The 24,049-nt window shown below is 61.3% G+C and carries 24 protein-coding genes and 1 pseudogene; 15 read left to right on the top strand and 10 right to left on the bottom strand.

The features are described 5' to 3' along the window. Window positions 1-101: 101 nt before the first annotated feature. On the top strand, window positions 102-1,142 hold the full coding sequence (locus BLL38_RS12180; RefSeq protein ID WP_076962805.1) for a Leu/Phe/Val dehydrogenase: 1,041 nt from the start codon (window positions 102-104) through the stop codon (window positions 1,140-1,142). Window positions 1,143-1,174: 32 nt separating this feature from the next. Here the strand turns inward: BLL38_RS12180 and BLL38_RS12175 are convergent, their stop codons facing one another. Next, window positions 1,175-1,435, bottom strand: a complete 261-nt coding sequence (locus BLL38_RS12175; RefSeq protein WP_003188807.1) for a YebG family protein — start codon at window positions 1,433-1,435, stop codon at window positions 1,175-1,177. Window positions 1,436-1,864: 429 nt separating this feature from the next. On the opposite strand from BLL38_RS12175, the gene BLL38_RS12170 reads away from it, so the two are divergent. The 4 genes from BLL38_RS12170 (at window position 1,865) to BLL38_RS12155 (ending at window position 3,459) form a co-directional block, all read left to right on the top strand. Continuing rightward, the gene (locus BLL38_RS12170; RefSeq protein ID WP_076962804.1) at window positions 1,865-2,200 is read left to right on the top strand and encodes a DUF6124 family protein; all 336 of its coding nucleotides are present in this window, start codon (window positions 1,865-1,867) and stop codon (window positions 2,198-2,200) included. A gap of 153 nt (window positions 2,201-2,353) precedes the next feature. After that, window positions 2,354-2,542, top strand: a complete 189-nt coding sequence (gene relB / locus BLL38_RS12165) for a type II toxin-antitoxin system RelB family antitoxin (RefSeq protein ID WP_076962803.1) — start codon at window positions 2,354-2,356, stop codon at window positions 2,540-2,542. Then, window positions 2,532-2,801, top strand: coding sequence for a type II toxin-antitoxin system RelE/ParE family toxin (locus BLL38_RS12160; RefSeq protein WP_076962802.1), 270 nt, complete (start codon window positions 2,532-2,534; stop codon window positions 2,799-2,801). Before relB ends, BLL38_RS12160 begins: the two co-directional genes overlap by 11 nt. A 208-nt stretch (window positions 2,802-3,009) precedes the next feature. Then, window positions 3,010-3,459, top strand: a complete 450-nt coding sequence (locus tag BLL38_RS12155; RefSeq protein ID WP_076962801.1) for a phosphate-starvation-inducible protein PsiE — start codon at window positions 3,010-3,012, stop codon at window positions 3,457-3,459. Window position 3,460: 1 nt separating this feature from the next. On the opposite strand, the gene BLL38_RS12150 is transcribed toward BLL38_RS12155, so the two are convergent. The 3 genes from BLL38_RS12150 to BLL38_RS12140 form a co-directional block, all read right to left on the bottom strand. Continuing rightward, entirely contained in the window at window positions 3,461-3,778 is a 318-nt protein-coding gene (locus BLL38_RS12150) for a DUF3509 domain-containing protein (protein ID WP_076962800.1), read from the bottom strand. Between the two features lie 270 nt (window positions 3,779-4,048). Further along, on the bottom strand, window positions 4,049-5,335 hold the full coding sequence (locus BLL38_RS12145; protein WP_076962799.1) for a serine/threonine transporter: 1,287 nt from the start codon (window positions 5,333-5,335) through the stop codon (window positions 4,049-4,051). Between the two features lie 59 nt (window positions 5,336-5,394). Next, a complete protein-coding gene (locus BLL38_RS12140; protein WP_076962798.1) occupies window positions 5,395-6,771 on the bottom strand; it encodes an L-serine ammonia-lyase in 1,377 nt (458 codons plus the stop codon). Window positions 6,772-6,908: 137 nt separating this feature from the next. Here BLL38_RS12140 and BLL38_RS12135 point away from each other — a divergent pair, with 137 nt between their 5' ends. Together BLL38_RS12135 and BLL38_RS12130 are read left to right on the top strand one after the other, a co-directional pair. After that, window positions 6,909-7,856 carry a LysR substrate-binding domain-containing protein gene (locus BLL38_RS12135; RefSeq protein ID WP_076962797.1) on the top strand — a complete coding sequence of 316 codons (948 nt, stop codon included), beginning with the start codon at window positions 6,909-6,911 and terminating at the stop codon, window positions 7,854-7,856. 212 nt (window positions 7,857-8,068) lie between these two features. Next, the gene (locus BLL38_RS12130) at window positions 8,069-8,476 is read left to right on the top strand and encodes an HPF/RaiA family ribosome-associated protein (RefSeq protein WP_076962796.1); all 408 of its coding nucleotides are present in this window, start codon (window positions 8,069-8,071) and stop codon (window positions 8,474-8,476) included. Between the two features lie 122 nt (window positions 8,477-8,598). Here BLL38_RS12130 and fecA read toward each other — a convergent pair whose 3' ends face one another. From fecA to BLL38_RS12115, 3 genes are all read right to left on the bottom strand, one after another. After that, window positions 8,599-10,944 carry a TonB-dependent Fe(3+) dicitrate receptor FecA gene (gene fecA, locus BLL38_RS12125; RefSeq protein ID WP_076962795.1) on the bottom strand — a complete coding sequence of 782 codons (2,346 nt, stop codon included), beginning with the start codon at window positions 10,942-10,944 and terminating at the stop codon, window positions 8,599-8,601. A 91-nt stretch (window positions 10,945-11,035) separates the two neighbouring features. Next, complete coding sequence (locus BLL38_RS12120) at window positions 11,036-11,980, bottom strand: FecR domain-containing protein (protein ID WP_076962794.1); 945 nt, start codon at window positions 11,978-11,980, stop codon at window positions 11,036-11,038. Next, entirely contained in the window at window positions 11,977-12,465 is a 489-nt protein-coding gene (locus BLL38_RS12115; protein ID WP_076962793.1) for a sigma-70 family RNA polymerase sigma factor, read from the bottom strand. Before BLL38_RS12115 ends, BLL38_RS12120 begins: the two co-directional genes overlap by 4 nt. A 249-nt stretch (window positions 12,466-12,714) precedes the next feature. On the opposite strand from BLL38_RS12115, the gene BLL38_RS12110 reads away from it, so the two are divergent. The 4 genes from BLL38_RS12110 (at window position 12,715) to dacB (ending at window position 16,515) form a co-directional block, all read left to right on the top strand. Further along, window positions 12,715-13,017, top strand: a complete 303-nt coding sequence (locus BLL38_RS12110; protein ID WP_076962792.1) for a DUF3649 domain-containing protein — start codon at window positions 12,715-12,717, stop codon at window positions 13,015-13,017. After that, window positions 13,014-14,588, top strand: coding sequence for a PepSY-associated TM helix domain-containing protein (locus tag BLL38_RS12105; RefSeq protein ID WP_076962791.1), 1,575 nt, complete (start codon window positions 13,014-13,016; stop codon window positions 14,586-14,588). The genes BLL38_RS12110 and BLL38_RS12105 overlap by 4 nt, the downstream gene beginning before the upstream one ends. Then, window positions 14,588-14,914, top strand: coding sequence for a DUF3325 domain-containing protein (locus tag BLL38_RS12100; RefSeq protein ID WP_076962790.1), 327 nt, complete (start codon window positions 14,588-14,590; stop codon window positions 14,912-14,914). The genes BLL38_RS12105 and BLL38_RS12100 overlap by 1 nt, the downstream gene beginning before the upstream one ends. 146 nt (window positions 14,915-15,060) lie before the next feature. Continuing rightward, window positions 15,061-16,515 (top strand): D-alanyl-D-alanine carboxypeptidase/D-alanyl-D-alanine endopeptidase, encoded by a 1,455-nt coding sequence (dacB, locus tag BLL38_RS12095; RefSeq protein WP_076962789.1) that lies wholly within the window; start codon window positions 15,061-15,063, stop codon window positions 16,513-16,515. 139 nt (window positions 16,516-16,654) lie between these two features. Here dacB and BLL38_RS12090 read toward each other — a convergent pair whose 3' ends face one another. After that, window positions 16,655-17,530 (bottom strand): helix-turn-helix domain-containing protein, encoded by an 876-nt coding sequence (locus tag BLL38_RS12090; protein ID WP_076962788.1) that lies wholly within the window; start codon window positions 17,528-17,530, stop codon window positions 16,655-16,657. 137 nt (window positions 17,531-17,667) lie between these two features. Between BLL38_RS12090 and BLL38_RS12085 the strand changes: the two genes are divergently transcribed. Next, complete coding sequence (locus tag BLL38_RS12085) at window positions 17,668-18,579, top strand: DMT family transporter (RefSeq protein ID WP_076962787.1); 912 nt, start codon at window positions 17,668-17,670, stop codon at window positions 18,577-18,579. Window positions 18,580-18,697: 118 nt separating this feature from the next. Here BLL38_RS12085 and norR read toward each other — a convergent pair whose 3' ends face one another. Continuing rightward, complete coding sequence (gene norR / locus BLL38_RS12080; protein WP_076962786.1) at window positions 18,698-20,239, bottom strand: nitric oxide reductase transcriptional regulator NorR; 1,542 nt, start codon at window positions 20,237-20,239, stop codon at window positions 18,698-18,700. Between the two features lie 155 nt (window positions 20,240-20,394). On the opposite strand from norR, the gene hmpA reads away from it, so the two are divergent. Then, entirely contained in the window at window positions 20,395-21,576 is a 1,182-nt protein-coding gene (gene hmpA / locus BLL38_RS12075; RefSeq protein WP_076962785.1) for an NO-inducible flavohemoprotein, read from the top strand. A gap of 232 nt (window positions 21,577-21,808) precedes the next feature. Further along, window positions 21,809-22,315 (top strand): disulfide bond formation protein B, encoded by a 507-nt coding sequence (locus BLL38_RS12070; RefSeq protein ID WP_076962784.1) that lies wholly within the window; start codon window positions 21,809-21,811, stop codon window positions 22,313-22,315. Window positions 22,316-22,868: 553 nt separating this feature from the next. Here the strand turns inward: BLL38_RS12070 and BLL38_RS31740 are convergent. Beyond that, window positions 22,869-23,083, bottom strand: a pseudogene (locus tag BLL38_RS31740) (hypothetical protein). A 27-nt stretch (window positions 23,084-23,110) separates the two neighbouring features. Here BLL38_RS31740 and cyoA point away from each other — a divergent pair. Continuing rightward, window positions 23,111-24,049: a ubiquinol oxidase subunit II gene (gene cyoA / locus BLL38_RS12060; protein WP_076962783.1), complete on the top strand. Its 939-nt coding sequence runs from the start codon at window positions 23,111-23,113 to the stop codon at window positions 24,047-24,049.

The raw sequence follows: 24,049 nt of genomic DNA, 5'->3' as shown, positions 1-24,049 counted from the left end.
CAAAGCCTGTAATTACGGCCTGCTTATTCCCGCGTGCTCCGGCAAGCTTTTAACGGCGGCCTATACTTGGCGACAACAAGAAATGATTCGGGAGCTTGACGATGTTTGCTCTCATGCACAGCACCCGCCTTGAATCCCTGCACCTGAGCGTTGACCCGGTGACCGGGTTGAAGGCGGTCATTGCCATTCACAGCAGTCGCCTTGGCCCGGCCCTGGGTGGCTGTCGCTACCTGGCCTACCCCGACGACGAAAGCGCCGTGGCCGATGCCGCGCGCCTGGCCCAGGGCATGAGCTACAAAGCCGCGCTGGCTGGCTTACCGGTGGGCGGCGGCAACGCGGTGATCATCCGCCCGGCCCATGTGGAAAGCCGCGCCGCGCTGTTTGAAGCTTTCGGCCGGTGTATCGAGCAACTCAATGGCCGCTACATCACCGCCATCGACAGCGGCACCAGCGTGGCCGACATGGACTGCATCGCCCAGCACACACGCTTTGTCACCAGCACCACCGCCGCCGGCGACCCGTCGCCCCATGCGGCCATGGGCGTATTCGCCGGCATCCGCACCGCCGCCATGGCCCGGCTGGGCAGCGACAACCTCGAGGGCCTGCGCGTGGCAATCCAGGGCCTGGGCAATGTCGGCTACGCCCTGGCCGAACAACTGCACGCCGCTGGTGCCGAATTGTTGGTGAGCGATATCGACCCTGGCAAAGTGCAACTGGCCATGGAGCAACTGGGCGCCCACCCGATTGCCAACGACGCCTTGCTCAGCACCCCCTGCGACATTCTTGCGCCGTGCGGCCTGGGCGCCGTACTCAACCGCCAGAGCGTTGCCCAACTGCGCTGCGCCGCCGTGGCCGGCTCGGCCAGCGCGCAACTGACTCACCTGCAAGTGGCCGACCAATTGGAGGCCCGCGGCATCCTCTACGCCCCGGACTACGTGATCAACTCCGGCGGCCTGATCTATGTCGCCCTCAAGCACAACGGCGCGGACCTGGCGACCATCACCGCGCACCTGTCCAACATCGGCACCCGCCTGACCGAAATCTTCGGCCACGCCCAGGCCGAAAAACGCTCACCTGCCCGAGTGGCCGATGAGCTGGCCGAACGGCTGCTGTACGCCGAGCCCTTATTAAAAAGGCCCTGAATCAATGATTCAGGGCCTGTTCAATTCGGGCTTTATTCCGCCGCCGGGTTCAGCAACTCGGACAACGCATCCGGCTGGCTCTTGAACGCCTTGGCAAACACATCGCGATTCTTCGCCATGTAGATCCCGGCCTCCTCCACCTGCTGCTCGCTCAGGGACGGCACGGCTTTTTGCAACACTTCTGCGAGCAACTCAGCGAGTTCAAGCATCTTGTCATGACGGTCAGCTTCGGCTTTATCCATGAACAAACGCTCCAGATCTCGGCTGCTGCGGTATACCACTTCGACGGCCATTCACCACCTCACATGCCTTCACGATAGTTGTCTATTGCGACTACTGTATTTATATACAGATAAAAGGATAAGCCAATCCATGGGGTTTGGGTAGCAGCTTTTTAATGTAGTTGGGAAATGGGGGTTTGCTACAACGGAAATTTCTGACAACTTGCCGGGGTTGCGCTGGATTTGTCCGGTGGCTTACCTTCCTCGGGCGCTGCGTATGCAGCGAGTGGGCTTGGCGGCCCGGTAGAAGATAGCGCAACGACCCCCAACAAGATTGCTGGCGTTTTAACGCCTGCTTTCCTATGTCATGGCGGGTTGCGCAGGGACCCTTCGGGGTGCTGGGTTTCTTCTTACCGGTCCGCCAACCTTGTGCAATCCGTCACCCAATCTGCTTGGCGGCAGACGGCGGTGGATCTCCATTCGATCAAGAAGAGATACGCCATGAAAAAGAACTCCCCCAACCCCCCAGACAACTCACGCAATGACGCTCGGCTGCAAGCGGCTGCCAATCGGGCCATTGATCACTACTTGCGGTCTGAATCGCTTCAACCTGCTCCGGAGCCCCCCGCGACGCTTTTCAGCGTAACGCCTCGGGCTGATACGCAAACCTTGCTGGTCAACGCTAGCGAAACCTTGAATAGCGCCCGTGAAATGGCAAGCACACTGGCTTTTGATCTTGATGGCTCACAGCGCAGCTTGCTGTTGGCGATTCACCAGTTGGTGGAGATGGGTGGTTTACTGGTTGACCGAGCGCTGGAGCAGGTCGCACCCGCGTAATCTCACAACCTGGATCGTCCCCTTGTTCACGGGAGCGATCCAGGAAGTAGTCGCGTGGTCTTCGAGTTTTTCTGTTACTCACTTCATCGCTTGGAGCACGACAGTAAAAACGTCAGCGACTAGACTCCTTCTTCATCGACAACGGAGGCTTTTATGGACACTTCCTTTTCTTCTGCTACCCCCGCAGATACTGAAGAGCAGGCTGACAGCTATGACCGCTGGTTTCGTGCCAAGGTGCAAGCCGCTCTTGATGACCCAAGGCCAGGTATTCCTCATGATGAGGTGATGGCAGAGATGCGCGCACTGATCGAATCCAAACGCAAGAAAGGCGATGCTGATTGAGTGGGCCCCCGCAGCGCGGGTGCAACTCCGGCAAATTATTGATTACATCAGCGACCGCAATTCAATTGCAGCGCTCGAGCTTAACCAGGCAATAGAAGCCTCTGTACTGGCTCTGTCCCGTAGGCCCCATCTTTACCGACCCGGACGGGTTATCGGCACGCGGGAGATGGTGGTTCATCCAAATTATCTGGTTGTCTATCAAGTGACGGACTACATCCGGGTACTCTCGGTCTTGCACGCGCGCCAACGGTATCCCTGATAAACCTGCCTCTCGGATGCTCAGAGTTAATGTGTTTTTTTGTATGCGTGTCTCCTGTCATTCCACCATCATCTCATTCTGCAATCTCTGGCCTTCTTTCTGCATGCAGAGAAATCGTCATGCCAAACGGGCATTATCCCCCGCGAGTCGAAGCCTGGCTTAGGCAGTGGCAAATAGTTGGCTATTTTTTAAACAGTGGTGGTGAGCAATGACAGAAATGAAGTGGGCCGAAAAAGTGCGCAAAAGCCTGCACGCGAATGCCGATTCCCTGGGCAACCTGGCGGTGGAGGCGTTTCACTACCTGGCGCTGTTTGGCATCGGTGCAATCACCGCCTATGCGGCAATAATGACCTTTATCGATATGTTGCAAAAAGGCGGCATCAGCGTGGATGACATCCTGCTGCTGTTTATCTACCTGGAGTTGGGCGCCATGGTGGGGATTTATTTCAAGACCAACCACATGCCGATCCGCTTCCTGCTCTACGTGGCAATCACCGCATTGACCCGCCTGCTGATCGGCGATGTGTCCCACCACAATGCCCCGGACCTGGGGATCATTTACCTGTGTGGTGGGATTCTGCTGTTGGCGTTCGCCATCCTGGTGGTGCGTTTTGCCTCGTCGCGTTACCCATCGGTCAAGGACAAGTCCGAGTCCTGAGTCAGAGCCCGGCCGTGACTGGCGGCCGGTTGCTGGGCGGGCGCTGCAACAGTTGGTGACTGTCGCCGTCGGTCATCATCGCCAAAATCTCCATGGCACTGTGGCCCTGTTCAATGGCAATGCCCCATTGCACGCTTTGCACCAGGCGTTTGAGCCGTTGTGGGTCGTTGCGCTGTTCGGCGCTGATCATGCGTTTGGCGACCACGCCGTTGTCGTCGGAGAGGGTCAGCAGGATGCTGCCGTCCAGGCGCTGGATACTCAGGTTGACCCGGTATTGTGGGGTGAACGTGTCGGTGATCAGCTGAAAAGGATTGTCCATGGTGCGTTACCGCCTGATAAGAACATGCACTGATTGACGACCGGTAGGGCGATTGGTTCGTGTTGCCTGACCACCGGTCACAAGCTCCGTTTTCCTTCAGAGGGTGTACAGCAAGGGGCGTGCCGTACAGGAATCTTTCAGACGACGAGCTACCCCTGTGGGAGCGGGCTTGCCCGCGATTGCGGTGGGTCAGTCAAATACTTATCAACTGACCCACTGCTATCGCGGGCAAGCCCGCTCCCACATTTGATCACCGCTGTGTGCGACGTTTCAGGGCACCAGCGAGAAAATGACCGCAGACAGCGCAATCAGCCCCACCAACACCACAAACACATTCGACACCTGGCCCGAATACTGGCGCAACGCGGGGACGCGGCGGATGGCGTACATCGGCATCAGGAACAGCAGGCACGCGATGATCGGCCCGCCGAGGGTTTCGATCATGCCCAGGATGCTGGGGTTGAACGTGGCGACGGCCCAGCAACTGAGGATCATGAATACGGCGGTGCAACGTTCCAGCCAGCGCGCCGACAGGGTGCGGTTGCGCCCGCGCAGGGACTTGACGAGCAGGCCCTGGAAGCCTTCGCTGGCGCCGATGTAGTGGCCGAGGAAGGATTTGGTGATGGCCACCAGCGCGATCAATGGCGCGGCATAGGCGATGACCGGGGTTTGGAAGTGGTTGGCCAGGTAGGACAGGATCGAGATGTTCTGTGCCTTGGCGGCGGCAAGGTCGGCGGGTGACAGCGCCAGTACGCAACTGAAGCAGAAGAACATCACGGTGAGCACCATCATGCCGTGGGCCATGGCCAGGATGCCGCTGCTCTTGCGTTCGGCTTGGGCGCCGTACACCCGTTTCTGGTCCACCGCAAAGGCCGAGATGATCGGCGAGTGGTTAAACGAAAACACCATCACCGGAATCGCCAGCCACAGGGTGTTGAAGAACACCGGCAGGGGCATGCCCTCGCTCGCCGAGGCGAAGAACGCGCCGTTCCAGTTGGGGATCAGGCTTAGCGCCAGTAACAGCAAGGCGGCGACGAAGGGGTAGACCAGCACGCTCATGGCCTTGACGATCACGCCCTGGCCGCACCGCACAATGGCCATCAGGCCGAGGATCAGCACCAGGGACAGGATCGCCCGTGGCGGTGGGGTCATGTGCAGTTGGTGTTCCATAAAGCTGCCGAGGGTGTTGGTCAGCGCGACGCTGTACACCAGCAGGATCGGGAAAATGGCGAAGAAGTACAGCAGGGTGATCAGCTTGCCGGCGCCGACGCCGAAATGTTCTTCCACCACGTCAGTGATGTCGCCGGATTTGCCCGACAGCACAAAGCGCGTCAGCCCACGGTGGGCGAAGAAGGTCATGGGGAAGGCCAGCAGCGCCAGCACGATCAGCGGCCAGAAGCCACCGACTCCGGCGTTGATCGGCAGGAACAGGGTGCCGGCACCGATGGCGGTGCCGTACAGGCCCAGCATCCAGGTGGTGTCGTGTTTGCTCCAGCCCGTTGTCACGGTGTGTTCTACAACAGGGTTTTCGGCAGCAGGTGTACGTACATCGGTCATCGTTATTGCCTCGTTATTATTTTTGCGCGGGCTCACGTAGGGGCCGGTAGCAGTGCTCCTCAGCACTCCACCCAGCTGACCGCCAGGCCGCCCCGTGAAGTTTCTTTGTATTTGTCATGCATATCGGCGCCGGTATCGCGCATGGTGCGGATCACCCGGTCGAGGGAGATAAAGTGCTTGCCGTCGCCGCGCAGGGCCATTTGCGTGGCGTTGATGGCTTTGACGGCGGCGATCGCGTTGCGCTCGATACAGGGCACCTGGACCAGGCCGCCGACCGGGTCGCAGGTCAGGCCGAGGTTATGTTCCAGGCCGATTTCGGCGGCGTTTTCCAGTTGCTCGGGGGTGGCGCCGAGGATATCCGCCAGGCCTGCGGCGGCCATGGCGCAGGCCGAACCGACTTCGCCCTGGCAGCCGACTTCGGCACCGGAGATCGAGGCGTTTTTCTTGCACAGGATGCCGACGGCGGCAGCCGCTAGGAAGAAATTCACCACATCATCATCAGACGCGTCGGCGTTGAATTTCATGTAGTAGTGCAACACCGCCGGGATGATCCCGGCCGCGCCGTTGGTGGGGGCGGTGACCATGCGCCCACCGGCGGCGTTTTCTTCGTTGACGGCCAGGGCGAACAGGTTGACCCATTCCATGGCCGACAGGGTCGAGGTGATCACATTCGGCTTGCCGATTTCCAGCAGGCTGCGGTGCAGCTTGGCGGCGCGGCGCGGCACATCCAAACCGCCGGGCAAGATGCCTTCATCGCGCAGGCCTTGTTCGACGCACTCGCGCATTACCGACCAGATATGCAGCAGGCCGCTGCGGATTTCTGCATCACTGCGCCAGGCGCGTTCGTTGGCCATCATCAGTTCGGAGACTCGCAGGCCATGCGTGTTGCACAGGGCCAGCAGTTCGACGGCGCTGGAAAAGTCGTAGGGCAGTTTTACATCGCTGGTGGGAGCAATACCCGACTCGGCTTCCGCAGCCTCGATAATGAAACCGCCGCCCACCGAGTAGTAGGTCTGTTCGCTGAGCAGGCCGTTTGCCCCGTAGGCATGCAGGGACATGGCGTTGGGGTGGTAGGGCAGGCTTTCCTCCAGCAGCAGGAGATCGTGCTGCCAGTTGAAGGAAATTTCTTGGGTGCCGCCAAGCAACAAGCGGCCTGATTCGCGCAACTGTTGGATGCGCGGGCCAATGGAGGTGGGGTCAACCCGATCTGGCCATTCGCCCATCAACCCCATCACACAGGCACGGTCGGTGGCATGGCCCACGCCGGTGGCGGACAGGGAACCGTACAGGCGCACTTCCACGCGCTGGGTTTGCGCGAGCAATTGTTGGTCGGCGAGGGCCTGGGCGAAGGTTGCCGCTGCCCGCATGGGGCCGACGGTATGGGAGCTGGACGGGCCGATGCCCACCTTGAATAGATCAAAAACGCTGATAGCCATGCTAAAGCCTTACAAGCAATGGAGTAGGAATCGCTGCCATGTTTTGTAGGACAAGCGGAGGTGGCGCGATACTGAGCCTCTGGATCGGCACTGACCAACGAATTATCCTAAGACACCCTTTAGCAGGACTAAACGCTATGGCTCGCCCGCTTCATGCCCAGACTTATGTCTGGCTGCACGTCTTTGCCTGCGCCGCACGGCATTTATCCTTCACCCGTTGCGCCGAAGAACTGCACATCACGCCGGGGGCGGTCAGCCAGCAGATTCGCCAATTGGAAGAGCGCCTGGGCTTTCGCCTGTTTCATCGTCGGGCACGTGGCGTGGAACTGAGCGCCGAGGGGCAGCGGCTGGCGATCACGGTGAGCGAGGCCTACGGCAGCATTGATGCCGAGCTGCAGCGCCTGGATGCGGGGATGATCAGCGGCACCTTGCGCCTGCGCTCGATTCCGTCATTCCTCGGCAAATGGCTGACGCCGCGCCTGCCGCGCTTGCAGCAGCGTTTCCCGGATATCCAACTGCGCCTAGTGGCGGAAGACAGCAGCATGGCCTTGCACGAAGGCGACTTTGACCTGGCCATCGACCTCAACGACGGCAGCTATCCGGGTTTGTTATCTACAGCCTTGCTCGATGAGCAGATATTCCCGGTGTGCGCGCCGAGCCTGTTGCGCGGGCGCCCGCCGTTGCACGGGCCGGCCGACCTGGCCCATTTCCCGTTGTTGCACGACATCACCGCCTGGCGTGGGAGTTATGAATACGCCGAGTGGGAGTTTTACCTGAATGCTATCGGCTACCACGACGCCGATGTGCGGCGTGGGCACACCTTCAACCGCAACCACCTGACCATCGAGGCCGCCATTGCTGGTATGGGCGTGGCGATTGCCCGGCGCACCCTGCTCAATGATGAGTTGGAGCGTGGCACGCTGATCGTGCCCTTTGGCCTCGCGGTGCCGAACCACAAGCGCTATGTGCTGCTGTATGCGCCAGGCGCGCTGAACCATCCCGGTGTGCGTGCGGTGCATGATTGGCTGGTGGAAGAGGCGGGGATTTTTCGCGGGTTGCACCCCTTGGGCGAGGGGCAATTGTGAGGATTTTCGCCGGTGCGCGGGGGCACCCAACTCCCGACCATAACAGTGCTTTGGGCGGTTGTCAGACTTAATTTGTAATGTGGGATTTATCTTTGCATAGGGGTTGAATTGTTCCGTCAGGTGCTCAATTGTGTAGTCAAGAGGTCATGGTTTCACCGCATCGGTGTTGCAGTTGTGACCTCTGGCGAGCTAGCTGAAATAAGGGAAACACTATGCAAATCCTAGTCAACAGCGATAACCATATTGAAAGCAGCATCCGACTGGAGGAGTGGGTACGTACTACCATTGAGAGCACGCTCGAACGTTATGAAGAAGACTTGACCCGCATTGAAGTCTTTTTGAAGGATGAGAACGGCGACAAGCCGGGCCCCCACGATTTAAGTTGCCGCCTGGAAGCGCGGCCAAAGGGTCATCAACCGATTTCGGTCATCCATAAAGCCGACACCCTGGAACAAGCGATCGACGGGGCGGCCACCAAGCTGGATAACGCGCTGGAGCATCTGTTCGGCAGGCTGCAAGGCAAACCGCGTGCAGAGAAACGCACGCCCAACAACCAAGTCGATGATGCCGGGCTTGAAGAGGAATTCCTGGAAAACGAACAGGCTGCGCTTAACAGCTGATTGCTGAGTGTTTTTCAACCCCAGACAAAACGGGCCTGCAGATGCAGGCCCGTTTTTTTGTGGCTGATAGGTATCAAATGTCGGAGCTGGCCAGCAGTGTATTCAGGATCTTTGCCGGCCCGTCAGAACGCGACCGACGTCTGCACATACACCGTCCGCGGCTCACCCACGTATTTGCCCTTGTTGTTATCGTCAAACGAGCGGGTGAAGTACTGGGTATTGAAGATGTTCTTCACCCCCACCGCCACATTCAAATCCGACAACTGCGGGCCGAAGTCGTAGGCGGCGCGGCTGCTGAACAGCATGTAGCCGGGGATGCGCCCGGTGCTGCCATCGGCGCTTTCGGCCTGGGTGTTGGCGTTGTCGGCGAACTGGCTGCTCTGGTAGGTGCTGTCCAGGTTCAACTTCCATTGGCCTTCGGTGTAGCCCACGCCCAGGGTGCCTTTGTGCTTGGACGAGAAGGGGACGCGGTTGCCTTTGTTCGGGCCGTCTTCGCGGATGGTTGCATCGACATAGGCGTAGCTGGCGTACACATCAAAGCCGGCCAGCGCCGGGCTCAAGCCGTCGAGGGCGTAGTTGAGGCTGGATTCGATACCCTGGTGCCGGGTTTCGCCCCGAGCAATCACCGAGTCGTTGGTCTGGTTGCTTTCGTACTGGTTGTCGAAGTTGATCAGGAACGCGCCGATTTCAGCACGCAGCGCGCCATTGTCGTAGCGCGTGCCGACTTCCCAGGTGCGGGCCTTTTCCGGCTTGACTGCGCCGCTGCTCACGCGGTTGGGCATCTGGCTGTACTGCACGCTGCCAAAGGAGCCTTCGGTGTTGGCGTACAGGTTCCACTCGTCGGTCAGGTGATAGAGCACGTTCAACGCCGGCAAGGCGGTGTTGTAGTCGCCCTTGTATTTGACGTTGGTCAGGTTGTTGGTCTGCTGGGACTTGATCATCTCGTAGCGGATGCCCGGGGTCACGGTCCATTTGCCGATATCGATCCGGTCATCGATAAAGAACGCATTGGCTTCGGTGCCGCCCCGGGTGTCGCGGTCGTTGCGGCTGTCGGTGTTGGGCAGTTGCTGGTTGGCGCTGATCGGCGTGCGGTAGCGCAATTCGTGCCCGGCCTCGTTGATGTAGCGGTAGCCTACGCCGACCTCGTGGCTGCTCGGGCCGAGGTCGAAGCCCTGGGCCAGGCGGGTTTCCAGGCCGCGTACCCAATACTCGCGCGGCGACAGCGAAAGGAAGCTGCCCTGGTCCAGATAGCCGCTGCGCAAGGTCTTGGTGAAGAAGCTGTTGACGGTGAATTCCCGACGATCTTCCTGGTAGCGATAGCCCACGTTAAACATCGTACGGCGGCCCCAGAATTTGTCGTAGGGACGGGTGGACTGATACGGGTCGGCCTTGTAGGCCGCCGTGCTCAAGCCTCCGGGCATATCGGCCTGACCTTCGTAGTACTGGGCCATGGCATTGAAGCTGTTGGCCTCATCCAGTTGGTAGTGGCCCTTGAGGATCAGGTCGTCGATTTGGCTGTCGCTGTGTTCGCGCCAGTCGCCGCCGCGGGTGCCGGAATACAGCAGCGCGCCACCCAGGCCATTGTCGGCGGTGCCGCCGGCCAGCAGGTTGCCGGTGGTCTTGAAGCCATCGTGGCTGGAGGATGGGCTGGTCTCGGTCTGCAGGCCGCCCTTGACCGTCGGCGCGTCGGGAATGGCCCGGGTCACGAAGTTGACCACGCCGCCGACGTTCTGCGGGCCGTAACGTACCGCGCCACCACCGCGCACCACGTCCACCGCATCCATGTTGCCCATGCTGACCGGCGCGAACGACAGTTGCGGCTGGCCATACGGCGCGAAAGGCACCGGAATGCCGTCCATCAAGACTGTCGAGCGCGCCGCCAGGCGCGGGTTGAGCCCGCGAATGCCGAAGTTCAGCGCCATGTCGTGGCTGCCGGTGCCGTTGTTTTCCGGCGCATTGACCCCGGGAATGCGGTTGAGCACATCACGGGCCTGGGTCGCGCCCTGGCGCTCGAACTCTTCGCGACGGATCACATCGCGGGCGCCGGGGTGCTCGAAGACATTGGTCTGCGCCGCATCGCCGAGCCAGTCGCCCACCACGGTGGAGGTGCCCAGTTCCAGGGAACTCGGGGCATTCAGCGGTTGCAGGCTGTAGGCATTGTGACCTTCGGCGCGGGCTTGCAGGCCGGTGCCCTTGAGCAGTGCGTCCAGGCCTTGCTCGGTGGTGTAGTTACCTGTCAGGCCCTGGCTTTGTGCGCCGGCGGTCACTTGCGAGCCAAAGGAAATCAGCACGCCGGCTTCACGGCCAAATTGATTCAGCGCGGCTTCCAGGGAGGCTGGGGCGATGTGATAAGGCTTGGCCTCGGCCGCCAAGGCGTAGGGCAGGGCGCTGAAACTGAGGCTGGCGCCCAGCAGCAAGTGGCGCAGCGTGCGGGCAAGTGGCGTCAGGCGAGTCGGGTGCTGGGGCATGAAGAATGTTCCTCAGAGGTGGGAAACTGGCTGGCTTTCCCTCTCTGTCACGCGAGGTACGGAAAACGGCTCACGGGTGCCTGAAAATAATTCAGGCGCGGGCTTCGACGCTGACCCAATAGCGGGTAAACCGCCGTACTTTGACCGGCAGGCTGATGGGCAGCAGGTCCAGGATGCGTTCGCTGTCGTCCAGCGGGTAGCTGCCGGAGATCAGCAGGTTGGCCACCTGCGGATCACACTGCAATTGGCCCCGGCGATAACGGCTCACTTCGGCGAGGAAATCTGCCAGGCGCATGTGCGAGGCCACCAGCATGCCGTCGGCCCAGGCAGCGCTGTTGGCATCGGTAGGGCGCGGGGTATCCCAGCCTTTGCGCGTGAGGTTGACTTGGTGGGATTTTTCCAGGGGTAGGGGCAGGCCGCTGTAGGACCTGGGTGTAATCTCGACCTGGCCATCCAGCACGGCAACCTGAGTGTGGTCGTTGAACTGGCGCACATTCACCTGCGCCGCCTGGGTGGTGACAAGGCCCTGGCCGGTGATGATCTGCAACGGCGTGTTGGCGCGCAGCAATATTTCGCCTTCGAGCAGGCGGACCAGGCGTCGCGGGCCGTCAAATTGCACATCCACCGCACTGGCGGTATTGAGTTGCAGTTGGCTGCCATCGGCCAGTTGCATTTTGCGCCGCTGGCCGAAGGGGCTGCGGTAGTCGGCGGTCAACGGCGGGATCAAGTGTTGCTGGCGCAAGCCCCAGGTGGCCGCCGAGCCGGCGCCGAGGACCAGCAGCAGTTTCAGGGCCTGGCGCCGGCTGTTCGATTGCGCTGCGTTCAACGCGGCATGGGCCAGGGGCGAGGGCATGCCGCGCAGGCGCTGGTTGACCCGCTGAATATGCTCCCACGCCCGTTGATGTTCGCTGTGGGCCTGTAGCCAGTGCTGCCAGTTGGCCTGCTGGCGCGGGTTGAGCGGGCCTTGCTGCATTTGCATCAGCCACTGTACCGCCTGCTCGGCGACCTGGGGCGAGACGTTCGCGGCGGGGTTCATAGGGCGAAATAGCAGCGCATGGCGGCTTTACTCAGATGACGTTTGACGGTGGCGATGGAAATCCCCAGTTCGACGGCGATTTGTGCGTAGGTCAGGCCGTCGAGCTGGGCCAGCAGGAAGGCGCGCTTGACCGGCACGGGCAAGCCATCGAGCAACTGGTCCAGCTCCATCAGGGTTTGCAGGATAATGGCCCGCTCTTCTTCCGATGGGGCGGCGAACTCGGGCATTTGCGCCAGGGCATTGAGGTAGGCGCGCTCCAGGTCCTGGCGGCGGTAGTGGTTGAACAGCACGCGCTTGGCGATGGTGGTGAGGAAGGCGCGGGGTTCGATCAGCGTCGGGGTTTCGCGGGCGATCAATACCCGGATAAACGTGTCCTGGGCCAGGTCGGCGGCGCTGTGCGGGCAGCCGAGCTTGCGTCGCAACCAGCCGGTCAGCCAGTGGTGATGGTCGTGATACAGGACTTCGACAGGATTGGACGGCCGCAACGCGAGCACTCCGGCAGCATCTGCATGCGTTAGATAACGAGAATTGTTCGCATTGTAGGGTGGCGGGTGGCATTCGGCAATCTGCATAAGACCGATAGCCGCTTTTATCGTCGCCACAGAACCTTGTGGGCTGGCTTGTGTGGGAGCTGGCCCCACATTTGATTGTGGTGCCCGCTTCATCCGTTCTCTTTTGCTTATAAGAATAATTATCATTAAACTCCAGCCCCTGATAAACCAGGTGCCACTGGCATGAAAAGCAAAGCATCCCTTCCTCTTTCCTATCGGCTCGGTGTGACGTCGCGGCTGCTGGCGGCTGTTGTCGGCGGTTATGGGCTGGCGTCCCTGGCCAGCGTGTGCCTGACCTTGTGGCTGCCCATCGCCCGTGTCGATGCCGTGGTCAGCGGCATGCTCAGTTCCTTTGTGTTCTACCTGCTGGCGGTGATCTGGTGCTTTGCCTGCCGCAGTGCGGCCCGCGCCTGGTTTGGCGTGCTGGTGCCCTGCGCGATACTGGCCACCCTGGCTGGCCTGGCCTACTGGATGGCACAGCCATGAAAGAGGGTTTCCGTCAGGCCATGGCCTGGTTGCACACCTGGACCGGGTTGATCTTCGGCTGGTTGCTGTTCGCGATTTTCCTCACCGGCACCCTGGCTTACTTCAAGGGCGAAATCACCCACTGGATGCAACCGGAAGTGCCAGCGCATACGGTGGACGATGGGCGCAGCGTGGCCGTGGCGCAACGCTACCTGGAACAGCACGCCCCGACGGCGGCGCGGTGGTTTATCGGCCTGCCCAACAGCCGCGACCCCGGTTTGTCGGTGATGTGGCAAGACCAGGTCGACCCCGGCCGGCGCGGCAATTTCATCGAGAAAATGCTCGACCCGGTCTCCGGCGAACAACTCCAGGCCCGGGAAACCATGGGCGGCGAGTTCTTCTACCGGTTCCACTTCCAGTTGCAGATGCCCCACCCCTGGGGCCGCTGGTTGTCGACCATCGCGGCGATGGTGATGTTGGTCGCGCTGATTACCGGGATCATCACCCACAAGAAAATCTTCAAGGATTTTTTCACCTTCCGCCCGCGCAAGGGCCAGCGCTCCTGGCTCGATGGGCACAATGCAGTCGGCGTGCTGGTGTTGCCGTTCCACCTGATGATCACCTACAGCAGCCTGGTGATCTTCATGACCATGGTCATGCCCGCCAGCATCCTTGCGTCCTATGACGGCGGCACCCGCGCCTTCTTCAATGAACTGTTCCCGGCCACCAACAACGCGCCAGCCCTTGGCCAGCCGGGCAAACTGCTGCCCCTGGCGCCGCTGGTGGAACAGGCGCGGGCGCAGTGGGACGGTGGGCATGTGGGGCGGCTGGCGGTGAACAACCCTGGCGATGTGAATGCCTCGGTCAATGTCTCCCGCGCCGGCTCCGACCGGGTGGTGCATGATTTCGGCAGCACCGTGTCCTTTAATGGCACCACCGGCCAATTGCTGCGGGTGAGTGCCGAACAGTCGCTGCCAATGGCGATCAGCGGCAGCTTCTATGGCCTGCACATGGGCCATTTCGCTGGCCCGGTGTTGCGTTGGTTGTACTTTATCTGCGGCCTGGCGGGCACGGCGATGATTGGTACTGGCCTGGTGATCTGGCTGGGCAAGCGTCAGCTCAAGCATGTAAAAACTGGAGTGATGCCGTTTGAGTTGCGCCTGGTGGAAGTGCTGAACATTGCCAGCATGTCCGGGCTGGTCATCGCCATCGCCGTGTTTTTCTGGGCCAATCGCCTGCTGCCGGCGACCTTCGCCGAGCGCTCGGACTGGGAAGTGCAGAGCTTCTTTATCGCCTGGGGCCTGACCCTGCTCCACGCCATGCTGCGTCGTGGCCGCCGGGCCTGGGTCGAGCAACTGGGCCTGGGCGCCGTGCTGTTTATCGGCGTGCCGCTGCTCAACGCGTTGACCACGTCCGAGCACCTGGGCGTATCGCTGGCCAAGGGCGACTGGGCCATGGCCGGCTTTGACCTGACCTGCCTGGGCAGCGGTGTGTTCCTGGCCTGGGCCGCGTGGAAGATGCAGCTGCGCAGCGCCCCTCAACCCCGGGCCGAGCGCACCCGCCCACTGGCCCTTAAAGGCGAGGTGCACTGATGTTGCTGGCCTTGTTGCTGTGCTACGCAGGCTTTGTTGCGCTGTGCCTGTCCCTGGACCGTCACCACGGCGAGTTGCTGCACAGCAAGCCCTCGCCACCGCGGCGCCTGGGGTTGCGCGTGGCTGGGTGGTTGCTGTTGGGGCTGTCGATCTGGCCGGCGGTGCACTTGGCCGGCTGGAGCCGGGGCCTGGTGGACTGGTGCGCGGTATTGATGCTCAGTGGGCTGTTGCTGGTGTTGCTGTTGCCGTATCGGCCAAGGCTGGCCTTGATCCTGGCGGGCGTGGGGTTGCTGGCCAGCCCCGTTGCGGCTTTGGCGACCCTCTGAACCCCGTTGATGATCACCACGCCGCCTGAATCCCAGGATCACCCACGCGCAGAATCGTCGGACGGGCTGCCGGGCTATTGCAGGCGATGACGCTGGCGGCCTGAGCTGCTAGCGTTGCGCTCTTTGATGATGGCCGGGACGTGTTGATGCAGTGGGGACGATGGATACATACCAGTGCAATGCTGGTGGGCGTGAGCCTGTTATTGGGTGGCTGTGCCACGCCTTCAAACACCCGCGAGCAGGCGCTGGACCAATTGCTGGCCGACCCGGCCCTGGCCGGTGCCAGCGTTTCATTGATGGTGCGTGATGCCCGCAGTGGCAGCACGCTGTACCAGCACAACCCGCGCACGCGGCTGGTGCCGGCCTCCAGCCTGAAACTGCTGACCACGGCGGCGGCCATGGATGTGCTGGGCCCGCAGTATCGGTTTTCTACGCAATTGTTGAGCAATGGCCGCCAACAGGGCGCGCGCCTGCTGGGCAACCTGTACCTGCGGGGCCTGGGCGACCCGACGATCCAGTGGGCGGACTACCAGGCCCTGGCGGCGAGCCTGGCCGCGCAGGGGATCCGGCAGATCGAGGGCGACCTGGTGTTCGATGACAGTTGGTTCGACGCCGAGCGCCTGGGGGTGGATTGGGCCCACGATGACGAAGACAAGTATTACGGCGCACAGATTTCCGCGCTGACCGTGTCGCCCAATGCCGATTTTGATGCGGGCACCTTGATCGTCACGGCCAGGGCACCCGCGACGGTCGGCCAGCCGCTGGGCGTCACCCTCAGCCCACCTACCGATTATGTGCAGCTGAGTAACCTGGCGGTCAGCGGCCCGGGCAACAGCTATGGGCTCAATCGCCAGCATGGCAGCAACTTGCTGCGCCTCAGTGGCGCCTTGAAACCGGGGACGCAAAGTCGTCAGTGGGTCAGCGTGTGGGAGCCGACGCAACTGGTGGCCAATCTGTTTGAGCGGGCTTTGGCAGAGCAGGGCATCACGGTGCAGGGGCGGCGGGTGATCGGCGGCGTGAGTCCGGCGACGGCAACCGTGCTGGCCGTGCACGAATCGGCACCCTTGCAGGCATTGATCAGGCCCTTGCTCAAACTGTCCAACAACAGCATGGCCGAAGCATTGCTCAAGGCCATGGGGCGCCAGCAGGCGAATGCCGGTACGGCGGCAGCCGGGGTTGCGGCGGTGGCCGGCTTTCTCAAGCGCCAGGGCCTGGACCCGGCAACGTTGAACCAGGTGGATGGCTCGGGGTTGTCGCGACGTAACCTGATGTCGGCGCAGCACTTCACCGATCTGTTGCTGGCCATGGGCAAACAGCCGTGGTTCAACGCCTGGTACGCCGCGCTGCCCATCGCCGGCAACCCGGATCGCCTGGACGGCGGCAGCCTGCGTTACCGCCTGCGTGGGACAGCGGCGCAAAACAACCTGCGGGCCAAGACGGGGTCGATGGGTGGGGTGTCTTCGTTGACGGGTTACATCACTGATGCGGATGGGCGGCGGTTGGTGTTTTCGATGTTGACCAATAACTATGTGGTGGAGGGCAGTCGGATCAAGGCGTTGGAAGATCGACTGGCCGTGGTCCTGGCGCAACGCCTGGATTGAAACCCGATCAAAAAATGTGGGAGCGGGCTTGCTCGCGATGGCGGTAGGTCTGCCAATGCATCGGGTGACTGGCACACCGCTATCGCGAGCAAGCCCGCTCCCACACAAGTATCTCCCACATTGGTTTTGTGTCGGGCCTCTAGGGTTGGAACGCCTGCCGATACTCCCCCGGTGTCGCCCCCATCGCCTGGCGAAACCGGTTGGTAAAGTGGCTGGCGCTGGAGAACCCGCACGCCAGGGCAATCTCCCCCAGGGCCAATGAGCCGCTGCGCAACAGGGCCTGGGCCCGCGCCAGGCGGCGGGCCAGGACATATTGATGGGGCGGCAGGCCGAAGCTTTCGCGAAACATCCGCGCAAAGTGGTATTGCGACAAGGCGCACAGCCCCGCCAGTTGCCCCAGGCTGATCGGCTCGGCCAGTTGCTGCTCGATATAGTCCACCAACTGCCGGCGCTGGTGCGCTGCCAGCCCGCCCTTGACCCGCAACCCTTCACGCAGGCCAACCTGGCTGAGCAAGGCGTGGTTGAGCATTTCAAAGGCCAGGCTACTGGTCAGTAGGCGTTCGGCCGGCTCCTGCCAATTGAGACGGATCAACTGGTGAAAGCGCCGCGCTTGCTGCGGGTCTTCGAGGAAGGTGCTTTCACGCAGTTGCAGGGCACGGGGTTCGCGGTCCAGCAGGGTGATACAACCGAGGGCGAATTGCTCCGGGCTGAAATACACATGGGCCAGGCGGATTTCGCCGTTGATCACCCACGCCGACTGATGTTCGGCGGGCAGGATGCACAATTTGTCGGGGCCACCCTTGGTGCCGGGCTGGCCACGGCGGAACGTCCCGGTGCCACCGCCCACATAGCAGGACAACGTGTGATGGCTGGGGGCCTGGTAATCCTGGGCGTCGTGGTGGTTGCTCCATAAAGCGGCGGACAAGCCATCGCCGAGCTCGGCGCACAGCTCCAGGCGAGCGTTGGGCGAGCTGTTCAGGGCTTTGAAGACTTGCAGGTTTTCCAGTGCAGACATGGGGGCTCTCTCCGACGCCTTGCATCCTACTCCCGGCGGCCGGCGCTGTGAGCCCCCGGCCCGACAAAAGCGCAAGAATCTGCAAGTGCCCGGCAGCAAGGCGGGGCGACACTGTGGCTCAACCACCGGAGTGCGCCATGAACCTATCCTTGTACTTACTGACCGTGCTGATCTGGGGCACTACCTGGATTGCCCTCAAGTGGCAATTGGGCGTGGTGGAAATTCCGGTCTCGATTGTCTATCGCTTCGGCCTGGCGGCGCTGGTGCTGTTTGGGTTGCTGCTGCTCAGTCGCAAACTGCAGGTGATGAACCGCCGTGGGCACCTGATCTGCCTGGCCCAGGGCCTGTGCCTGTTTTGTGTGAATTTCATGTGCTTTCTCACGGCCAGCCAGTGGATCCCCAGTGGCCTGGTGGCCGTGGTGTTCTCCACCGCGACACTGTGGAATGCGTTGAATGCCCGGGTGTTCTTCGGCCAGAAAGTTGCGCGCAATGTCTTGCTGGGCGGTGGTCTCGGGCTGCTGGGCCTGGGCTTGCTGTTCTGGCCGGAACTGGCCGGGCACACCGCCAGCCCCGAGACACTGCTGGGCCTGGGCCTGGCCCTGTTGGGCACCCTGTGCTTCTCGGCGGGCAATATGCTGTCGAGCCTGCAACAGAAAGCCGGGCTCAGGCCGTTGACCACCAACGCCTGGGGTATGGCCTATGGTGCGTCGATGCTGGCGCTGTACTGCGTAGTGCAGGGCATTCCATTTGAGATGGAGTGGAACACCCGCTACATCGGCTCGTTGCTGTACCTGGTGATCCCCGGTTCGGTGATCGGCTTTACCGCGTACCTGACCCTGGTCGGCCGCATGGGCCCGGAGCGGGCGGCGTATTGCACGGTGCTGTTCCCGGTGGTGGCACTGAACGTCTCGGCGCTGTTCGAGGGCTACCAATGGACCGCCCCGGCGCTGGCCGGGTTGGTGTTGGTGATGCTGGGGAATGTGTTGGTGTTTCGTAAGCCGCGGGTAGCGGCGCCTGTGAATACGTGTTTGGAAGCGAAACAGATCTAATGTGGGAGCGGGCTTGCTCGCGATAGCGGTGCGTCAGGCAACACATGTATTGGCTGATCCAACGCTATCGCGAGCAAGCCCGCTCCCACATAAGTCCGCGTTTACAGGGTGATCCGCGTTACTTCAGGCCCAGGCGCTTGGCCATGCGCCCCAGGTTGGCACGGTCCAGGCCCAGTTCGCGGGCGGCGCTGGCCCAGTTGTGCTGGTGGCGTTCCAGGCAGGCGCCGATGACTTGCCGTTGGTAGTGCTCGGTCGCCTGGCGCAGATCGCCGGTCACCACCGCGATCTCGGCGGGCTCTTCTATCAAGGGCGCAGACTCATTGGGCAAGTCCAGGTCCTTGGCACTGAGGCTGAGGATCTTCGGCCGCTCCCGACAATTGCCCAGGGCCTTCAACGCGCTGCGGCCAATCAAGTGTTCCAGCTCCCGCACATTCCCGGGCCAGCCATAAGCCAGCAACGCCGCCTGGGCATCGCTGGTCAGGCGCAGGCTGCCCAGGCCCATGCGTGAGCGGTTCTGCTCAAGGAAAAACCCCGCCAGTAGCAGCACATCGCGCCCGCGTTCACGCAAGGCCGGGACTTGCAGGGGGTATACGCTCAAACGGTGATAGAAGTCGGCGCGGTAGCGGCCGTTGCGCACCTCTTCGGCCAGGTCGCGGTTGGTGGCGGCGATCAGGCGCACGTCCACTTGATGCTCCTTATCCGAACCCAACCGCTGCAACTGCCCGCTTTGCAACACCCGCAACAGCTTGGCCTGGACCGTCAGCGACAACTCACCCACTTCATCGAGGAACAAGGTGCCGCCGTTGGCCAGCTCGAACTTGCCCCGGCGCTCGTTCAGCGCGCCGGTAAAGGCGCCGCGCACATGGCCGAACAGCTCGCTTTCCACCAGGGTTTCCGGGAGCGCGGCGCAGTTGAGGCTGATCAGCGGTTTTTCAGAACGGGGCGAGGCCGCATGAATGGCCTGGGCCACCAGTTCCTTGCCCACCCCGGTCTCGCCGGTGATTAACACGGTCAGGTCGCTGCCGCCCACCAGCTTGATTTCGTCCACCAGGCGCTTGTGGGTCTTGCTCTGGCCGATCATTTCCTTGTGCTGCTGGCCGCTGGCCTGGCGATAGATTTCGGCGCGCTGGTGTTCGTCCTCGGCGCGCAGGGCCAGGTGTTCCATGCGTTCGGCCACATTGACCGTGGCGGCGGCGAGGCTGGCAAAGGCCTGCAAGGCGTCCAGCTCCACGCGCTCGAAACGTTCGATGTCCAGGGCATCCAGGGTCAGCAGGCCCCAGGGTCGGTCGTCGACAAACAGCGGGCAGCCCATGCAGTCGTGGACCTCCAGGTGCCCGTGCAGGCCATCGACCAGGCCGTCGTAGGGGTCGGGCAGTTCGCTGTCGCTGTCGAAACGGGTCGGGCCGGGGCTGCTCAACAGCACCTCAAAGCGCGGATGTTCGCTGATCTTGAAGCGTCGGCCCAGGGTGTCCGGGCTCAGGCCGTCCACGGCCAGCGGCACCAGCCATTCGCCGTCCAGGCGCAACAGCGCGGCGGCATCGCACGGCAGCAGGGTGCGCATGGCTTGCAGCAGGCGTCGGTAGCGCTCGCCTTCCGGCAGTTCGCGGGACAGGTCGGCCACCAGTGGCAGTAGGGTCGTGAGCAGGGAGTGTGCAGTCATAATGACTCCTTGTAGTCCTAATGACTATAAGGTGTAGGAAGTCATATTGACTACTTTTAAATTAACCTATTGATAAATAACGAATTATTAGTTGGCATGAATACTGAGTATCACAAGGCAGTCAGTCAGAAGCCTCAAAGGCTCAGGAGTCTCCCATGCTTAGCGTTCAAGACCGTGCCATCGTCAAGTCCACTGTGCCACTGCTCGAAAGCGGTGGCGAAGCCCTGATCACCCACTTCTACCGCATGATGCTGTCCGAGTACCCCGAAGTACGCCCGCTGTTCAACCAGGCCCACCAGGCCAGCGGCGACCAGCCCCGGGCCCTGGCTAATGGCGTGCTGATGTACGCCCGGCATATCGACCAACTGGATCAGTTGGGCGACCTGGTGGCCAAGATCATCAACAAGCACGTGGCCCTGCAAATCCTCCCGGAGCATTACCCGATTGTCGGCAGCTGCCTGCTGCGGGCGATTTCCGAGGTGCTGGGCGACGAAATCGCCACCCCTGAAGTGATGAGCGCGTGGGGCGCGGCCTATGGTCAGTTGGCCGATATCCTGATCGGTGCAGAAAGCGCCATCTACGACGAAAAAGCCCAGGCCGTTGGCGGCTGGCGCGGGGCGCGCCCGTTTTTGCTGGTCAAACGCGTGGAGGAGAGCAGTGAAATCATCTCCCTGTACTTTGCCCCGGTGGACAACGGCCCGATCCTCGCCGCCGAGCCCGGCCAGTACATTGGCTTGAAGCTGCTGATCGATGGCGAAGAAGTGCGCCGCAACTATTCATTGTCGGCGCGCACCGATGCCGGCCTGTACCGCATCAGCATCAAGCGCGAAGCGGGCGGGCGTGTGTCCAATTACCTGCATGACCAGATGCATGTGGGCGCGACTATCGACCTGTTCCCGCCGTCGGGGGAGTTTACCCTGGTGCCCAGCGACAAACCCCTGGTGCTGATCAGCGGCGGCGTGGGCATCACCCCCACCTTGCCGATGCTGGAAGCGGCTTTGGCCACCGAGCGCCCGGTGCATTTTATCCACTGCGCGCGTAATGGCAGTGTGCATGCGTTCCGTGACTGGGTTGATGCCCTGGCTGCACGTCATCCGCAATTGCAGCGCTTCTACTGCTATGCCGAAGACGACGGCGTCAGCCCGGCGGCGGACAAAATCGGCATGCTGACCCAGGAACAACTGGCGGCCTGGCTACCCGAGGAGCGTGATGTGGATGCCTACTTCCTGGGGCCCAAGGGCTTTATGAGTGCGGTCAAGCGTCACCTCAAGGCCCTGGGCGTGCCGGAGAAGCAGAGCCGGTATGAGTTCTTCGGGCCGGCGGCGGCGCTGGAATAAGCCGCAGGTCTTTAAACCGCCATCGCGGGCAAGCCCGCTCCCACAATTTGACTTGTGAATACATTCAAATGTGGGAGCGGGCTTGCCCGCGATGGCGTCCGAAAGACCATCCCATTAATGTGTCGTTAACCCGCCCCTGTCTAAGATCCCGCTGCCTACTGCTAAATTTTCACCTCCTGCGTGTAAACTTGCGGCCATTGGCACAACCATCATTAGGCAAAGGGAAACGGGGATGATTGACGAAATGCGGTTGGGGCGCGAGCGGCGCTTCCTGGTGTTGCTGGGGATCATCTGCCTGGCGCTGATCGGTGGCGCGCTCTATATGCAGATAGTGCTGGGCGAAGCGCCATGCCCACTGTGCATCCTGCAGCGCTATGCCTTGTTGCTGATTGCGCTCTTTGCCTTTATCGGCGCGGCCATGCGCACCCAGCGCAGTGTCACGGTCTTTGAAGTGCTGGTGGTGCTCAGCGCCCTTGGGGGCGTCGCGGCCGCCGGGCATCATGTGTATACCCAGTTCTATCCGGCCATCAGCTGTGGCATCGACGTGCTGCAGCCGATTGTCGATGACCTGCCCCTGGCCAAGATCTTCCCCCTGGGCTTCCAGGTCGATGGTTTCTGCAGCACGCCCTACCCGCCGGTGCTGGGCTTGTCCCTGGCCCAGTGGGCGCTGGTGGCGTTCGTATTGACGGTGATCCTGGTGCCGCTGGGCATTTACCGCAATCGCAAGCACAACGCTTAAATCGTTCGACAAGACGCCCCGGCCCTGCGGATGCAGGCCGGGGCGTTTTTGTGTGTGGGCATTTTATAAAGCGGCCGTGACGCTGGACAAGAATGGTTACGCGCAACGTGCGACACGTTGTCACACTGAAGGTGCCGCAGGACGTTTCCCACCTCGCGCCACGACGCTTAATCGACCAGTGGCCAGGCACTTTTAGCTGTCACTTTCCACCCTGGTCGACCCCGCAGACGGCGTGCCCTACAGAACATCCAGTGATCTGTGAATGCCTTGTTTTCAGTGGGCTTGCCTGGGGTTTGGCGACCCTGGCGAGGGCCCCCGGGTGCGACATAATGGGCAATAACACGGCATTTTTTGTGGTTTTTGTTGAGAATCAAACGCGATACGATCCCGAACCTTTGCAACAATGGCGCAGGATTATTGCTGGAATCGATAAAAATTATTTCTTTATAAGTCATGGTTTATACATCGCTAGCTAACTACAATCGCCCGCACTGAGTGTCCGGTGCTGCTCAACCCTGAGCAAATAGGGCGGTCGAGAGGCGGAAACATTGCTTCATGCGACCCCAGGTGCCGGCAGCCTTTCAACTATCCGCACCAAATGGAATTGGTCTGTAACAAGGCCTTTGACCAACGAAATCGAATAAGAATTCACCGCCAGACCTGGACGTGTCGATCAGCGCATGAAGCGCCGGGCAGGCCCTTATTCAATCGAAGAGAAATGCCAACCCTTGGCAGGGTGAAGTGTTGGCGATCAAAACCCAACTGCATTGCGCAAGCTGCTTTAGAGGTCGTGAGATGAGTAAAAACAGGTACACCCGATTACTAGGCATAGTGCCGCTTTTCGGCATGTTATTGCTGGGAGGCTGCAACTGGACGCTGCTCGACCCTGTGGGTCAGGTCGGCGTGGAGCAACGTAACCTGATCATCACCGCTACTTTGCTGATGCTGTTGGTCGTGGTGCCGGTGATCGTGATGACCTTCGCGTTCGCCTGGAAATACCGCGCGTCCAACACCAAGGCGACCTACGCGCCGAAGTGGTCGCACTCCACCAAGATCGAGATCGCGGTGTGGCTGGTCCCTGTACTCATCATCATCGCCCTGGGTTACATCACCTATAAGTCGACCCACGAGCTGGACCCTTACCGTCCGCTGGAATCCGACGTGGCGCCTATCACTATCGAAGTGGTCGCGCTGGACTGGAAGTGGCTGTTCATCTATCCCGAGCAAGGGATCGCCACCGTCAACAAGATCGTGTTCCCGGCCAACACCCCGATCAACTTCAAAGTGACCTCGGACGCGGTGATGAACTCGTTCTTCATCCCGGGCCTGGGTGGCCAGATCTACGCGATGGCGGGCATGCAGACCAAGCTGCACCTGATTGCCAACCAGAACGCCGAGCTCGACGGTATCTCCGCCAACTACAGTGGCGCGGGCTTTACCGGCATGAAATTCAAAGCAATCGCCACCACCCAGGAAGACTTCAACGCCTGGGTACAAGAAGCCAAGAGCTCACCAAAACAGCTTGAAAAAGCTGAATACGAAGCCCTTGCCAAGCCAAGCCAGAACAACCCTGTAGAGCTGTACTCCTCGTACACGCCGGACCTGTTTCAGAAAATCATCGATAAGTATGAAGGGATGAAGCCAGGCAAGCCGGTCAAGCACGAGAAGAAAGAAGTGGCTGCTGTGGAAGGGACGGACGCAAATTCGCATTCAGCTGCCGGGGCAGAGGAGTAA

The sequence above is a fragment of the Pseudomonas gessardii genome (assembly GCF_001983165.1).
GTDB lineage: Bacteria > Pseudomonadota > Gammaproteobacteria > Pseudomonadales > Pseudomonadaceae > Aquipseudomonas > Aquipseudomonas gessardii.
Note: the sequence above shows the minus strand (reverse complement) of the source record. Positions and strands in the feature narration are given on the sequence as shown.

What these genes read in the sequence shown, in the direction of transcription:
- dacB (WP_076962789.1), top strand. Translation starts at nt 15,061, where the DNA reads ATGCAGTGGGGACGATGGATACATACCAGTGCAATGCTGGTGGGCGTG.
- BLL38_RS12070 (WP_076962784.1), top strand. Translation starts at nt 21,809, where the DNA reads ATGATTGACGAAATGCGGTTGGGGCGCGAGCGGCGCTTCCTGGTGTTG.
- BLL38_RS12085 (WP_076962787.1), top strand. Translation starts at nt 17,668, where the DNA reads ATGAACCTATCCTTGTACTTACTGACCGTGCTGATCTGGGGCACTACC.
- BLL38_RS12150 (WP_076962800.1), bottom strand. Translation starts at nt 3,778, where the DNA reads ATGGACAATCCTTTTCAGCTGATCACCGACACGTTCACCCCACAATAC.
- BLL38_RS12155 (WP_076962801.1), top strand. Translation starts at nt 3,010, where the DNA reads ATGACAGAAATGAAGTGGGCCGAAAAAGTGCGCAAAAGCCTGCACGCG.
- BLL38_RS12140 (WP_076962798.1), bottom strand. Translation starts at nt 6,771, where the DNA reads ATGGCTATCAGCGTTTTTGATCTATTCAAGGTGGGCATCGGCCCGTCC.
- BLL38_RS12110 (WP_076962792.1), top strand. Translation starts at nt 12,715, where the DNA reads ATGAAAAGCAAAGCATCCCTTCCTCTTTCCTATCGGCTCGGTGTGACG.
- BLL38_RS12120 (WP_076962794.1), bottom strand. Translation starts at nt 11,980, where the DNA reads ATGAACCCCGCCGCGAACGTCTCGCCCCAGGTCGCCGAGCAGGCGGTA.
- BLL38_RS12135 (WP_076962797.1), top strand. Translation starts at nt 6,909, where the DNA reads ATGGCTCGCCCGCTTCATGCCCAGACTTATGTCTGGCTGCACGTCTTT.
- relB (WP_076962803.1), top strand. Translation starts at nt 2,354, where the DNA reads ATGGACACTTCCTTTTCTTCTGCTACCCCCGCAGATACTGAAGAGCAG.
- norR (WP_076962786.1), bottom strand. Translation starts at nt 20,239, where the DNA reads ATGACTGCACACTCCCTGCTCACGACCCTACTGCCACTGGTGGCCGAC.
- BLL38_RS12100 (WP_076962790.1), top strand. Translation starts at nt 14,588, where the DNA reads ATGTTGCTGGCCTTGTTGCTGTGCTACGCAGGCTTTGTTGCGCTGTGC.
- BLL38_RS12175 (WP_003188807.1), bottom strand. Translation starts at nt 1,435, where the DNA reads ATGGCCGTCGAAGTGGTATACCGCAGCAGCCGAGATCTGGAGCGTTTG.
- hmpA (WP_076962785.1), top strand. Translation starts at nt 20,395, where the DNA reads ATGCTTAGCGTTCAAGACCGTGCCATCGTCAAGTCCACTGTGCCACTG.
- BLL38_RS12170 (WP_076962804.1), top strand. Translation starts at nt 1,865, where the DNA reads ATGAAAAAGAACTCCCCCAACCCCCCAGACAACTCACGCAATGACGCT.
- cyoA (WP_076962783.1), top strand. Translation starts at nt 23,111, where the DNA reads ATGAGTAAAAACAGGTACACCCGATTACTAGGCATAGTGCCGCTTTTC.
- BLL38_RS12105 (WP_076962791.1), top strand. Translation starts at nt 13,014, where the DNA reads ATGAAAGAGGGTTTCCGTCAGGCCATGGCCTGGTTGCACACCTGGACC.
- fecA (WP_076962795.1), bottom strand. Translation starts at nt 10,944, where the DNA reads ATGCCCCAGCACCCGACTCGCCTGACGCCACTTGCCCGCACGCTGCGC.
- BLL38_RS12090 (WP_076962788.1), bottom strand. Translation starts at nt 17,530, where the DNA reads ATGTCTGCACTGGAAAACCTGCAAGTCTTCAAAGCCCTGAACAGCTCG.
- BLL38_RS12160 (WP_076962802.1), top strand. Translation starts at nt 2,532, where the DNA reads ATGCTGATTGAGTGGGCCCCCGCAGCGCGGGTGCAACTCCGGCAAATT.
- BLL38_RS12180 (WP_076962805.1), top strand. Translation starts at nt 102, where the DNA reads ATGTTTGCTCTCATGCACAGCACCCGCCTTGAATCCCTGCACCTGAGC.
- BLL38_RS12145 (WP_076962799.1), bottom strand. Translation starts at nt 5,335, where the DNA reads ATGACCGATGTACGTACACCTGCTGCCGAAAACCCTGTTGTAGAACAC.
- BLL38_RS12130 (WP_076962796.1), top strand. Translation starts at nt 8,069, where the DNA reads ATGCAAATCCTAGTCAACAGCGATAACCATATTGAAAGCAGCATCCGA.